This is a genomic window from Vibrio sp. Hal054 (assembly GCF_037162405.1).
Classification (GTDB): domain Bacteria; phylum Pseudomonadota; class Gammaproteobacteria; order Enterobacterales; family Vibrionaceae; genus Vibrio; species Vibrio diazotrophicus.
Map to the genome: position 1 here is coordinate 38,456 of NZ_JARLUT010000003.1, position 13,173 is coordinate 51,628.

Consider the following 13,173-nt stretch of genomic DNA (forward strand, 5'->3'; position numbering starts at 1 on the left):
CGGCAAGGCAAGCTCAATGAGGTGTTGTATCTCGTTGTGTCGAGGGAATACCCGCTCACTGATTGGAAGGTTGGTGTTCATGCTACGTACATTACTTTTCTCGCTTGTTTTGCTCGGCGCTGTTCCTGCCCATTCAGCGCTAAAGACAGGGGAGAGCTATATTGTTGATTATGAATTCTTTTCTGTAGAATTGGATTGTGATACTCGTTCCGCTACTCGCTGGTGGTATGTCACTCTAAAAGACTTGGGCAACTTTAAGCGCAGTGATGAGTTCTACTATGACCCTTCTGTACCGTCCCGATGTCAGCAAAAGTCTCAGTCTACGTATCGAAATCACTCCAAAGTCAGCTACGATAGGGGACACTTGGTGCCTGCTAACTCAATGGATTTTTCAGCGTTAGCCATTGTTCAATCAAACTCGATGGTCAATGTGCTTCCTCAAGTGGCTCAGATGAACAGAGGGGCTTGGTATCAGACCGAACTATGGGAAGAGTGCAGGCGCGATCTATATCAAATGACGGTGTATGGCGGCGTGTATCGCGATGATAGCGCTCCGATTCCTCAAGGTGGTGACTTTACCCGTACACATGGTGTAACAGCGCCACAAGCCTTTTGGAAGGTCATTACCTATGATGGCAATGTCATTGCTTGGTGGATTCCAAATAGTGTCAATGCCGTAGCCTCCAATGTGGATACGTACCTAGTTAGTGTGCGCGATATTGAACAATGGACAGGACAATCTATTGAAATTGACCCTTTTTTGAAAGATTTCAAATCCGCTAGTACCAATGCAATGCTGGCAGGCTGTGATAAGAGCTAGATGTGGTTTTTTTGAAAAAGTATGAGAGAGCATCCTATGGCATGTACTGAGCGTCAAGCTCGGGTTATCGGCGCTCGCGATAGAGGACCAAGTGAAAATGGTTGCTGTGATGACGATGGATGGCCTTGTGTGGATACGACACCTGATTGCGAAGAGATCAGGTTTGAAGGTGTTAACTGCACAACAGAGGAATTCATTGAATGGTTCCTGATGGTAGAGCAATCGCAAGACCGTTATGACTTCATCGGTATGGCAGGGGAGGGTGATTCACTGCTCGACATTGGCGGTTCTACTATTGATTGCACTGTGGGCACTGTACTGGAAGTTACCTTCGACGCCTATTTTGACGCGCTTCTTACGGTACGCATCAATGACGCCAACCGAGCACTAGACCAGCAATTGTTTTTAGCCAAGAAGCACCTTGGCCTTATTTCAACTAACACTCGATAAGGGAACTGTATGTACGATGTAAATGAGGTGATTGCTGGGTTTAATGCAATCTCTCTTGGCGCTATTGCAATAAGCCTAGTCGCGATGATTGCACTCAAGTATTCAGAGTCAACCAATCCAAAGGCAAACGTTAGTCCCTCTGACTTAATCACTTCGAAACGTCTCTGGGCTTGTGTGGGTGTTATCAATATATTTCTATCATTTGCTACCACCTACATCGCTTTTTATATGAAGGTTAGCATTGCAGGTTTAGCGGCTCCATTATTCATAACGTTGGTCATCGGCTCACTCGGTGTTCGTTTTGTCGGTGAGTGGCTGACCTTTAAAGCTCCGCTTGATGTTAGACCGTTTCGCTATTTGGTGTTTGCAGGGCGTGATTACTACCCAGTAGGCGGCGCTCTAGATTTCAGAAATGCATTTCAGGAAAAAGATGAAGCGGAAATGGTTGCTGAGTCTCTGCTAGGTAAAGTATTCCAGACAATAGATCCTCAGTTAGATGAAGAACAAACAGGCGAACTTATTGTCCAATGGTCGCACGTCTATGATATAGAGACTCGCCAGTGTATAGCGTTCTTCGGAACTAAACGCGAGGAAGACAGTGTACTGGTGCAATGGGACCAACCTGCAACCAACAAGCAAGAGCATGGGCACTATGTCGCTAGCTTTATCTCAAGCGATCTTGCTACGGCTTATGCTGGCACTATTGAGAGTCTTGTTCCTGCCATTACCACATTTGCAACAGACAATTCCATCAGCACCATTGCACAAAGTGATGAAGCGTTACACGCGTTTGCAAGATTGGTGATCGAGAAACTTCGTAAGTCTACCGTCTATCGAATATTCGGTTTAACTGACTATGGCGACCAATCGGTGTATGTTGAATCGTTTCTCGCTCACGAGGATATGGTTGATGTCTGTCGCTATCTCTGTGGTAAGGGTGAAATCATTCTTTCTACAGAGTTAGATGCCCAAGCGGTAAGCCCTTGTAATTTTGCCATTGCTGCGACACTTATCGCGCACTACGGCTGTGCTCCTGCACTGCGTGATGAATCGGCATTGGACTTGGATATGCACTGTATTAGCGAAACTGCTGGCAACGGCAATCAGCTTAATAGTCGTTACGCAAGATGGGTTCCCAAAGACGAAGCTCGCATGATGGCCACGTTGCGCACCTACGTTGCTAACCCTAATGGCTTAGACAGTGTTAATAGTCACTATGCTAAGTATCACCAACAGTAGCCAACCATTTAAAAGGGCGCAGTTCATTGCGCCTTCCTACTATCAGTTCTACTCATAACCTATCAAGGATTTTATGGCGGTATTTATTATCAACTCATTAGAGTCGTACAACTCGATGCTACAAAGCGCAATTGAAGATGCCTACGATGATGACGATTGGATCGCTATCGGTGTAGATACGTGGCTGGTGGATGACAACGCTGCGTTAGTTCCACGCTCTGTTACGGAGCGCTTACTTGCCGACTATGACGACCAATCTAACCCCTTTGGTTCTTATATTGTTGTTGCCTTCAATTCCTATTGGGGCTACCACGAAAAAGAAACTTGGGAATGGTTAAAACGACGAGGCTTTTAAGAAGAGACGAGCACATAGAACGAAGTATTTTTGATGTAGACGGCAATCTTTAATCAAAACACCAAAACAATGTCTAGTCGTTTTGAATCGTTCTATGTACTCATGGCATTTTTATCATTATTCAACTGTGTGTCCAATTCAGCATATTCATATTGTGATGCTTCTCATAATTGTTCTATGAACAGACACTTTTTTGAAAAAGTAGGTTTAGCTAAGCTTCCTGCATTCTTTGAAGGTGTTATCCGAATTGCAGCATGAATGCCGCGAGCAGCGCTATACTTGGAGTATTAGAATCTGTTGCTTTAGTAACCTACTATTGTACACTTTGCCGAATGCTTGTGGCTTGAGTCACAAGCCAGCTTTCTTTACTTAAGGTGCCGACTATGCAATACCCAATAGCCATTGAAATGGGTGACTCGGAACATGCCTACGGCGTGATGTTCCCCGATATTCCTAAGTGCTTTTCTGGTGGTGACACACTTGAAGAGGCGTTAACTAACGCAGAGGAGGCGCTAAACCTCTATTTAGAAGACTTAGCTGAAAGAGGTCAGATGCCACCGACAGCTAAGGAATTGTCGCATTGGCAATCAATGGAAGAATATCAAGGTTTTTCGTGGCACGTCATCTCTGTAAACACATCGCAGTCTAACAAAACTGAGTGTTGAGCTGAATTGTCTTGCTAACAACAAGCAAGGCAATTCAACCAAGTTCGGTTCTATCAGTTGGCCAGCTCAAGAGCATTTTCAATTTGTAATGTTATCAGGTGATTAACTTTATCCATATCACCTTGCGAAAGGCTATCAATCAGACTTCTAATGGATTTCTGATCACTGAAAATTTCTTCGGTTGGTTCGTCTGATTCGGTTAACACACTGTCTCTTTCATCCTTTTGCATCAGCAGTACTTGGCCCGCGAGTTTGATATCTTTTTCCCACTTGTCGATTGCTCGCCTATCTGCTTTGCGCATCTCTTTAACTTCATCAATCAGCTTGCTTTGTTCAACTGCAATAAACTGATATAGACCGTCAAATCCATGCTCTAGCACTTCTACTACATACGTGATGTTTGGGTTTGTAGTCAACCTCATATCGCCAAACACGAAACGCTTCACAGCCTTCACAGCGACGATTTGATTATCAGGTAGTATGCATGGGAGAAGTTCATCAAGTTCAGTATCTATATCTACTGGCATACCATTACCTTGTACTGGCACTAGTTTAGTCAATTCATTCATAAATACACTCATCAATGTTTAGCTCTAACATTCTATCACATACTGCGCGTTGATAAATGTATTTGTTTATAATTATGAGTTGTGTATTCTGTTTGATTCGCTGTTTTTTATTGATTATTTGTTTGTTTTGTTGTAAACATATGTAATTATATTTTTCAGCAACATTTGCAATTTGTTTTCGCTTCTTAATTGACAAAAACTGTTGGCTTGAGTGTGTGTCTATTTTAATGACTGTCTCTTTCATCAAATACAAGGAGTAGTTTGTGTTATTGGATATTTCACCATTGGCTGAGCCCAATTTGAAAGATTCTAAGATAGTTTCGAAACTGCTTCGCTACGAGGGTACGGGTCGCGCTATTGTAGAGTTTGACAAGCATAAGTCGAAGCTCTCTGATTATGCTTACTGGTTTATGTTGTCCACGCTTTGGGTGTCTTACACTGGCTTCTCAGATCTCAAGTTATGGAAGAAGCTGTTCAGTTCCAATAGGGCACATAGAAAGCACAGTATTATGAAGCCGAGCGAGGTAATTACCTATGATGAGCTTCCAGATAGATTGACAGTTTTCCGAGCTAAGCGACCAAATGAATCTGACTGCATTGCCTATACATTGGATGTCAACGTAGCAATACAATGGGCTCTAAGAAGAGAGGTCGATACTATTCATTGTTACACCGTCGCAAAGGCCGATGTGCTAGCTTTGTTTCTTCGAAGAAATGAGAGTGAGGTTATCGTTCTAGAACAAACTAGCCTTGATTTTATTGAGTGCATAACAGTAATTTCCGAATAGAGGATGAACTAACGTGAACCAGCTTATTGAATTGTCATTTAGGGCTACTAACAAACCGCTGATACTGCTCCTTTCATCAATGGTTGCGCTGTCAGTACTTACCATATTAACAGTCATTGCGTTGCAGCTTACGGCTACGTTTTTTAATGTCAGTATTTTGAATTTTACGGCCAACATTTTCTATTTGTGTTCGCCAGTGTTACTAGCCTATTGGAGTTATCAGTTATTACGAGCATACCGACGCGCAACTCTACCGTGATGAGAGGCGTCAATGCTATGAGTAATTTACATATTTGTTTAGGTGTTGATTAGTGGGGTGACGAGGTTTTCCTGAAAAACCTCTGCTTTTCCCAATCATTCGTGGTTATAGAAAGGTAAATGATGGTGTTGTGTGTATTGCAAATCGTAAATTTACCCACCCACATTTAAGTGACCTAAACGGATTGTTTGTACTCTTAATCGCTGATAGTTGGATGATTAATAGTTTTGAATTGCTTGGTAGACCAAGCGTTAGATTAGAAGAAATCGAATAGTAGGAGAATAGCGATGCCTAATGAAAATACACGTCTACGAGCTTTGTATCTCGGCACTACAGGCGATGGAGTTAAAGTTCATAGTCGCTTTTTAGCCCATTGTGATGTAGCCACCACACTCGCATTGTTCAAGTCTGAACGTGTACCTACTGATGTAGCGCCATTCTTTATTGACCTTTTCGATGATAATGATTGCACAATCATAGAAACCATTGGTGTTTCGGAAGAAACCTATCATAAGGTTACGGGAGAACCGATTTTGTCCTATTCGGATTATGAACGTGAGGAAGACTTTCATGAGTGCACAATTTTTGGCGCGATGCAGTCTGTAATACGAGACAACGGTGTAACCATTGAAGAGAACGAACACTCGAAATTATTTGACGCCGCTTTCAATCTGCATAAGTCCCGTCAGTCGGGGGATAAATTACATCAATAGATGTTTGTGCGTTATCTCTAGTTTAAAGGGGAATTTCATTGTTAACAGCATTTAAAGCAACCATGATCGCAATTCTATTAGCTGTCGTTCTACTGGAAACCTTCTTAGTTTCTGATTATCTGATCTATCAGCAAAACATAGAGTCACCATCTTGTTGCGGTTACGTAGCACCTGAATGGTATAAGCGTCCTGTTACTCATCTTCTAGTAGATTGGACAGAGCCTCAGTGGAAACCTAACGCCGTCCACTCGCAAATGTGGCTTGTGAGTGAAGGCTTAGTTCAAGGCAATGTTCAATTTTGGACTGTATGGGATAAATCGGATATGTAAGCCTTATGAGAAGCATTGAGCGTTATTGATTGCTCTGATGCTAATAGGCTCGCTAACTCGCATCTCAACTAATGTACAGTCGGAAGAAAGGATCTTGAAAAGCTGATGTTAGAGCTTACCGACTTAGCGATGGAAGAGATATCTACAGCATTGAGCGATCCCGATGGATGGAAAGCATCATTTGACCGAGTTGGCCAAGTTTATGTAGAACGACCGTATGTCGCACCCCAAAATGAGCTAAATCAATGGCGAGTAAGATTCCTAAGCGCCATTCAAGGTAAATAGGTAGATAGACCATGACCAGTGAACATTTAGAATGGATGACAACACTACCGACGCAAGAAGGTGAGTACCTTGTTGATGACGGCAATTCAGAGCCGAGGCGCGTTACCATAGTCAATATGAAAATTGATAATAACCCTGAACGCCCTGACAATTTTCATGTGGTAGAGATGAATGAAGATTACTACGCACTGAGTGAAGAAAACGGATGTGATGAATGGTCATGGGCATTGATTACCGACTCGCGAACTTAACCGTTAAATGCCAGCTTGCATTTTCTTAGAGGCACATGATGCACAATTTAGTTATACGGGTTATCGACCATAGGGATCGCTTAAAGCGGATACCAATTTCTGCGTTCGCTTCTATCGGCAGTACCACTAAAACTGATTTGCCAAAATTTGACGAAAAACGCTTTCTTAAATGTCCACAGTGCTTACATTGTGATTTTAAAGAAGGTATCGCAATTAATCACTATGAATGTGATGGATGCGGAGCGGGTTATCAAGTGTGGTTGCCCTAGTTTTTTAGAAAAACCGACAGTTCTTCTGCTGGTGGTCTAACTTAATTTCTGAATTAACTATTTGCCACGGCCACCAGCCATATAGCGTCCAATGGGAAGAGTGTTGTTAGTTTGTAAATAGGGGATTTTAAATATGCGGATATCGGTGGTAGACAAAAATCAACAATCATCCAGTGATGCACCGCATCGTTATCTTAACAACCCTTCCATACTGTCTCTCGTTAGCCGTCGTGAGCCCGAGGCACAAGCTCTTCTCGCGCAAGTACGCGAATCCCGCCAAGAGTTGCGATGCCATTGTACAGACACGCCAGCTCGCATGTTCATTCGCTATACCCATGAATTTTTCACCTTAGTTAACCATCCAGAAGAAGGTCAACATGCACCAGATTGCCCACTTGTTACTGAGATCCACGGATATGGAGAGCGGGAGCAGGGTAAAGTGGGTGCAGAGCGAGATGAAAGCAATCTTGATAACTTCTATATGCATCGAGAGGTCAGAAGCGGCCAAGCAGAATCGCCAAGAGCGCCATCTGGTAATGCTAAACCAAGTACGGCAAAGGAACACAAACTAGACAAACTGTATCGGTTCATGTGTGACAAAACTTTGGGTAACTGGTACTACAAAAATAAACGTACACGACAAACTATGATGCAGATATTGGCCAGCTTTCGGGAAAAATGTCAGGAAGTGCCTTTTGGTGACACGGTTCTAAGTCAATGGACGTACTACGGCGGTAATGGGTTCGATTTTGCTAAAGAGAACCTGCTACGCTCAATCAAGCAGGGCAGCTGGAACGGAAGAGGGAGACCACATGCATTTTGGTTTACGTTTTCAAACAATGTCCAATTTGAGCAAGGTTACATCGTTGTAGACGGTGTGGCCTATCCTTACAAGAGCATTATACGTCCATACGCCCCAGCTAACGGCCCCTTTTTCGTCTGCATGACAATCTGTGTCGATAATGGTAATCCGTGCTCTCATACTATCTATTTGCGTCCAGTGGTAGACATCAATATACCGATGCCTGTCGATAGTCAGTTCGAGCGTTCTGTGGCTCTTGCCTATATTAAATGGATAGATGGTACCGACACCTCGCAAGCAAAGTGGAGCTTAAACAAGCCAATCTATTCACGCTCAGTACGCGATGACTCGCCTTGTGTGCTTCCCGATTTCGTCATTCAGCGAAAGTCGCCATCAGGGGTATTGGCCGAAAAATACGTACTCGAAGTTATGGGAGGTCGTGACGAAGTCTATTTCGAGAGAAAGTCACGGCTAATGCCGATAATGATAGATGCTTGGGGAGCAAATGACTTATACGAGATCCATGATCTACACTCACTGCCAATAATAAACCCACTTACACCGAACAGATAGATTAACTGGATTCGAACAAGAACGCGTGACACACAATCCGTAAATTCGATTCTCCAAGAAAAGGCTCTCATTTTTGTTTACATAACGGTTTAACCGTTATATAGTGAGCACCTATGTTTCCTGAATTGGTGCAATTACTATGAATTTTACTTTACGTTATAAAGCGGATGCGACAAAGCTCATCTACGAATCAGGTTTGGCTGACCAAGATGATTCTTTGCTGAGAGATAGCGTTAGAATACAGATTGATTGTGATGCTATTAAAACCGATTTCTTGGTGGTCAGCGCTATTGATAACCACTTTGATGATGACATTGACGATTCAATCAATGGCATTTGGTTATTAAATGATGACGGCGAAAATGCGTTTTGCATTAGACCTAACGGGGATATATACGACTATGTTGCCGATATGGAAGGTAAGAATAGTTCGTTTTGCCTGAACTAATGCTTTATTGATCAGTCTGTTCTCTGTTCGGTGGATAACGCAATATAGGTGGCGCACATTCGTCACCGATGAATAATTCGACCTAGAGGAAGATTGATGACCTTAGATATGCGAAAAGGTAGCTACAACCGTTTATGGGTAGTATTAGCTGCATTAGCCCATATGGATGGTAAAGCTACTTTAAAAGAGCTCAGTGAGCTGTCTGGATTACCACGCAGCTCTACAGAGGATGTGTTGAAGAAGGTGCTTGATGGCCAAGTTCCAGAGCTTATTGTGACAAGAGAGAATGCCACTTTTTCTGTTATCGAATGGGGCTCATTTCTCACTAAAAAGCCATTGTTGACATTTTTTACCAAACACTTGAATAGCGACTAGTTTGTTAAGTCCTGAACATTCACGTTCATTTGAACGAAGCAGTATCATTTAACCAGCACGCATTTATGGAGTCGGTCAGTATGATCACTAATACCCCAAAAACAATCGAAGACCATGTAAGCCTCATTGGTACTAAATGGCATATTGGAGAAGATGTAAGGGTTATCGTTGATATCGAGAATCTAGTTGCTACTGAACAATCGGTATCGGGTGATATCCACTGGAAAGGAATTGGCTCTAGTCAGCCGATCAGAACCACTCAGTTGCGATTTTTCCGCCGTTGGTTAAAGAATGCTGCACCAATAGATCAAGAGTTGCTTACAGCTCTCTATGGCTCACTAGTAACCTCCATCGAACAGTGCACCGACGAGCTGACCATCATTCATGAAGAAATGGCTAAGCTTAACGAGCGCAAGTCTGCTCTAGTAGACCAATTGGCCCGAGCAAAAAGTCTGAAGTTTATACAAGACAACGCTCTTTCTTTGGAGCAGGTGCAGGTATTAGAAGAGAAGTACACTTTTGCTCACGATAATCAAAAGCACTATGAATGGTTAAAGCAACGTGTGACTAAAGAATGGTTCACTGTATTTGGCTACATATTCAAGACCTCTGAGTTTTCAATTTCAGATCTCTGTGATGGGAGTGATGGACGGTACATAGAGTTAGTTCTTTTGGCTGCATAGTCACTAGGTACTTTTTCTGAAAAACATGGATATTTGGTCAACTAAGAAAGGTAAAGGTATTATGCGTTACATCTTCGGTCTTCTGCTCATGTTCGGGGCTACATGCGCCTATCTGTATGGCCTACACCTCTACCTTTCGGCTATTCCTAACCCCACAGTGATGATGTTCATCTTTGGTAGTTCACTACTTGTATCCCTCACCTACGATATTAAGCAAGGGTTTGGCCGAAGAACATTTGTGCTTGTGTTATCCACACTGCTTATATTTTCCATTGCGCCTTATTTGGCGATAAAGTTTCGCATGTACTATTTAGAAGTCATAGCCGCGCTTAAGGAAATACCTAGTGAAGAGTTGGAGTCACTGGGGTATCACCACTATGTAAACGCTGTTAAAAACCCAATGGTTGGTGTCGGCGCTTGCTTCGCATTCAGTCTTGGGCTGGCTCGTTTGTCTTTGGGCGCACTAAGCATCAAACTTATTACCAAAGCATTCTTTAATGGCCAAACAGAGCCTTGCAAGTATTGTGGGAAGTAACCAAACATAGCTAAACAACTAAATGCTGGTGGCTTTGGCCAGTAGTAAACGTGAGGAGCGAAATATGGCTTGTTGGATCAACCCAAACGAACATATGCCAGTTGATGATATCGTGGTTATTGGTCGATATGAAGGCAGAATCGACACTAGGGGTAATGGTGGAGTCATCGACGTTTATGCTCACAATGGTAAGTGGATTAACTTGCCAGATGGTGTTTCTATTAACGGCTGGATGTACGACCCAGAAAACTTACCAAGGCTGACAACTACCACTAAGCATGATATCAGCAGAATTGATCGCCTGTTATTTCTGCTAAATGCAATTTGGGTTAAGAACCCAGAGCTTCGATTTAATCAGCTCATTTATCTTGTTCATGATTCCTATAGCGCAAAGCGCGTCAATTTAGGCCGTGTTACTATGGATGATGGGGGCAATGTTCCCGTCACAGGTTTTGACATGTTCAATTTGTCGGATGACAAGTTCATTGATCACTTAGAGCAGGTTCTGCACAATGGCCTATCTCAAATGTGGTGACAGATGCTCTGCACCTGACACATTTGGCGATGAAGAACTGATTTTCATTGGGTGTGCTGACAGCCTAGATTTTAATAATGATTGTGTTGTCATTAGAAATGGTAAAGCTATACCTGTACAAATGAAAAATCTGCGTCTGCATAAAGTCACTAACTGACGGTAAACAACTAGGCGATGGAATATATCACAACGTAGGAATTAATTCTCACAAACGTTATTTGGATGTTAGGTCACACCTAGAGGCTAAAGTAACGACCATTACCGATGAGCTATTTATGCAACCCAAGTAAATGGTTGTCAGAGTAAAATTAAAGCTAGAAATGTAATTATGGTGAATAGGGGAAAGCAAACTTCGGTTTGACCGTTACCTAGAGATCGGTGTCCTAACTTGAACCTATTCACCGCCCCTTTAATTAAAAGTTCATGTCTAATAATTGAGCGTAAGATCTCTATCTGGCTATTCTGTTTTTTATAGGGAACAAATAGAATGAGATGAATAACACGATTTTAATAGTTTGGCGTAAGGAGCTAGAGAATGTTGACATCCACACAAGAATTACCCACTTTACCATTATCGAAAAAGTATATAATCCAAAAATTGGCAGATGCAAGTACCCAACTTGCCAATCATGATGTGCTAAACCTTGTAGTCACAGAAAGATTGTTTGCGCATTTCCTATCTTCGCTCAAAGAGCATGGTTTGCCTGTGGAAATAAAGATTGAACTGTTCCCTCTGCTATTTTCAAATCATCCGTCTGTTGTTAGCGCAAAAGCAGATGTGAGTGCCTTTCAATTTGATACCTTTGCAGAGAAGATCAATGCTTTGGATGATTATTTTATCTCTAGCGATAGCTTTAATAGAATTGACGTTTCAGAATCACTAAACGAAATCTTTTATCAAATTATTGGCAATGAAATATCGCGAAGAATAGATAAATATTACAAAGAGTCAAAGGATATAGAGGAATTTCGCACAAGAATAACAAGGTTTGTCACCGCAAACGCTTAGTTAGTCACTCACATGTGTTGGTAATTCGTGACTAGGTAGTAAGTATCCTACTGAGTATTAAACACCTTACTTAAATTTTAGTACTGCTCGTTAGCAACATAATAAATGTAATGTCGTTGGCATTTCATTTGAGAAGTAATTGAAAATCTCTCAAAGAGATAATCAACGAAATCACCACCTAGAAATGAAGTATTTGTAATTAAGGATTCGGTTACATGAAAATGATTTTTCTGTCTGTAGTGACAGTAAGTGTTATATCTGGTTGCACTGGTAATGGCAATTCTATGGGGAGGGTGGTAAATGATAGAATAGATTTTCAATCAAATTTAGCCACGCATGAATTCGTCGTAATGAAAATGGGACGCCTAGATGAGTCAAACATTACTGATGCCCTTGTTGATTCTATGTATAGCATAAGCAATATTCCTCAAGCTTATCGACATATATACAGAGAGAAAAAGAATAAGGAGACTAAGAACTATTGGATTGGTGGCCTAGGGATCGACCATTCACCACGATTGATTGATATCACGTACAGCGCTAATAGTAGACATAAGTTAGATAATAATACGTGGTACTACGAAACGATTGATATCGATGAGCGCCGCGCTACTTTTTCAGTAGACATTACAGAAGATAATAAGTCTTACCATGTTACATTAAAATGCCCTAATTCATACAAGGATATTGACGACCTACGCGGAGCGAATATTTTTGAGGAATATGTAAACCCACTACCACAAGGTGTCATCAGTAATGATCTTAACAACTTGTGTGAAAATTCATCCATCACAATCGGTCAAAGTGAATTAGTGGAAGGCTCATTCAACTCTAAGTTCAAACCTGAAGATGTATATGCCAATTTTGAGCGTATTCTTGTTGCCAACAATTCTGTAACGCAAAACTTATCAAAAGTAAAAACCTTTGATATCAATAAGGCGCACACATTCACCTTGGAACAGGATGGCGGTTCGACCGAGTTGGGTATAAACGTATATCCTTACCGCGGTGGATCAAAAATCCTGTACGCTTACAACTATCGTTACAAGCTTACAGGCGATAATAAAACCACCTATAACAAGTCCGATATGAAAAAGGTAAGAAGCGTCCTTATCAAGATTGCGGATGACTAATTTCTAAGTAAGTTATAGAAAAATTATAGTCAATCGGAAGGTTAGCTAGCTAGAGTTGTAATTATGGTGAATTGGGGAAAGCAAACTT

Annotated in this window: 19 protein-coding genes; 18 read left to right on the top strand and 1 reads right to left on the bottom strand. The window is 41.8% G+C overall.

The window, feature by feature from the left end; translation table 11 throughout:
• Positions 1-79 precede the first annotated feature (79 nt).
• The 5 genes from P4S58_RS22510 (at position 80) to P4S58_RS22530 (ending at position 3,529) form a co-directional block, all read left to right on the top strand.
• A complete protein-coding gene (locus P4S58_RS22510; protein WP_337165923.1) occupies positions 80-820 on the top strand; it encodes a DNA/RNA non-specific endonuclease in 741 nt (246 codons plus the stop codon).
• Positions 821-841: 21 nt separating this feature from the next.
• On the top strand, positions 842-1,270 hold the full coding sequence (locus P4S58_RS22515; RefSeq protein ID WP_337165924.1) for a hypothetical protein: 429 nt from the start codon (positions 842-844) through the stop codon (positions 1,268-1,270).
• Positions 1,271-1,279: 9 nt separating this feature from the next.
• A complete protein-coding gene (locus P4S58_RS22520) occupies positions 1,280-2,509 on the top strand; it encodes a hypothetical protein (RefSeq protein WP_337165926.1) in 1,230 nt (409 codons plus the stop codon).
• Between the two features lie 73 nt (positions 2,510-2,582).
• Entirely contained in the window at positions 2,583-2,864 is a 282-nt protein-coding gene (locus P4S58_RS22525) for a hypothetical protein (RefSeq protein ID WP_337165928.1), read from the top strand.
• 383 nt (positions 2,865-3,247) lie between these two features.
• Positions 3,248-3,529 carry a type II toxin-antitoxin system HicB family antitoxin gene (locus tag P4S58_RS22530; RefSeq protein ID WP_337165930.1) on the top strand — a complete coding sequence of 94 codons (282 nt, stop codon included), beginning with the start codon at positions 3,248-3,250 and terminating at the stop codon, positions 3,527-3,529.
• 53 nt (positions 3,530-3,582) lie between these two features.
• On the opposite strand, the gene P4S58_RS22535 is transcribed toward P4S58_RS22530, so the two are convergent.
• Positions 3,583-4,098: a hypothetical protein gene (locus tag P4S58_RS22535; protein ID WP_337165932.1), complete on the bottom strand. Its 516-nt coding sequence runs from the start codon at positions 4,096-4,098 to the stop codon at positions 3,583-3,585.
• Between the two features lie 263 nt (positions 4,099-4,361).
• Between P4S58_RS22535 and P4S58_RS22540 the strand changes: the two genes are divergently transcribed.
• The 13 genes from P4S58_RS22540 to P4S58_RS22600 all read left to right on the top strand — a co-directional run bounded on the left by P4S58_RS22540 (position 4,362) and on the right by P4S58_RS22600 (position 13,085).
• On the top strand, positions 4,362-4,886 hold the full coding sequence (locus P4S58_RS22540; protein WP_337165933.1) for a hypothetical protein: 525 nt from the start codon (positions 4,362-4,364) through the stop codon (positions 4,884-4,886).
• A 546-nt stretch (positions 4,887-5,432) separates the two neighbouring features.
• Positions 5,433-5,858, top strand: a complete 426-nt coding sequence (locus tag P4S58_RS22545; RefSeq protein ID WP_337165934.1) for a hypothetical protein — start codon at positions 5,433-5,435, stop codon at positions 5,856-5,858.
• Between the two features lie 38 nt (positions 5,859-5,896).
• Entirely contained in the window at positions 5,897-6,187 is a 291-nt protein-coding gene (locus tag P4S58_RS22550; RefSeq protein WP_337165936.1) for a hypothetical protein, read from the top strand.
• A gap of 105 nt (positions 6,188-6,292) precedes the next feature.
• Positions 6,293-6,472 carry a hypothetical protein gene (locus tag P4S58_RS22555; protein ID WP_337165937.1) on the top strand — a complete coding sequence of 60 codons (180 nt, stop codon included), beginning with the start codon at positions 6,293-6,295 and terminating at the stop codon, positions 6,470-6,472.
• A gap of 11 nt (positions 6,473-6,483) precedes the next feature.
• Entirely contained in the window at positions 6,484-6,723 is a 240-nt protein-coding gene (locus P4S58_RS22560; RefSeq protein WP_337165938.1) for a hypothetical protein, read from the top strand.
• 402 nt (positions 6,724-7,125) lie between these two features.
• A complete protein-coding gene (locus P4S58_RS22565; protein WP_337165939.1) occupies positions 7,126-8,367 on the top strand; it encodes a DUF1173 family protein in 1,242 nt (413 codons plus the stop codon).
• 139 nt (positions 8,368-8,506) lie between these two features.
• Positions 8,507-8,815 carry a hypothetical protein gene (locus P4S58_RS22570; RefSeq protein ID WP_337165940.1) on the top strand — a complete coding sequence of 103 codons (309 nt, stop codon included), beginning with the start codon at positions 8,507-8,509 and terminating at the stop codon, positions 8,813-8,815.
• A gap of 96 nt (positions 8,816-8,911) precedes the next feature.
• Positions 8,912-9,190, top strand: a complete 279-nt coding sequence (locus tag P4S58_RS22575; RefSeq protein WP_337165941.1) for a helix-turn-helix domain-containing protein — start codon at positions 8,912-8,914, stop codon at positions 9,188-9,190.
• An 80-nt stretch (positions 9,191-9,270) separates the two neighbouring features.
• Entirely contained in the window at positions 9,271-9,873 is a 603-nt protein-coding gene (locus P4S58_RS22580; RefSeq protein ID WP_337165942.1) for a hypothetical protein, read from the top strand.
• Positions 9,874-9,898: 25 nt separating this feature from the next.
• Positions 9,899-10,408 (top strand): hypothetical protein, encoded by a 510-nt coding sequence (locus tag P4S58_RS22585; RefSeq protein WP_337165943.1) that lies wholly within the window; start codon positions 9,899-9,901, stop codon positions 10,406-10,408.
• A gap of 64 nt (positions 10,409-10,472) precedes the next feature.
• Positions 10,473-10,943 (top strand): hypothetical protein, encoded by a 471-nt coding sequence (locus P4S58_RS22590; protein ID WP_337165945.1) that lies wholly within the window; start codon positions 10,473-10,475, stop codon positions 10,941-10,943.
• 535 nt (positions 10,944-11,478) lie between these two features.
• The gene (locus tag P4S58_RS22595; protein WP_337165946.1) at positions 11,479-11,952 is read left to right on the top strand and encodes a hypothetical protein; all 474 of its coding nucleotides are present in this window, start codon (positions 11,479-11,481) and stop codon (positions 11,950-11,952) included.
• 215 nt (positions 11,953-12,167) lie between these two features.
• Positions 12,168-13,085: a hypothetical protein gene (locus tag P4S58_RS22600; protein ID WP_337165947.1), complete on the top strand. Its 918-nt coding sequence runs from the start codon at positions 12,168-12,170 to the stop codon at positions 13,083-13,085.
• Positions 13,086-13,173: the final 88 nt, after the last annotated feature.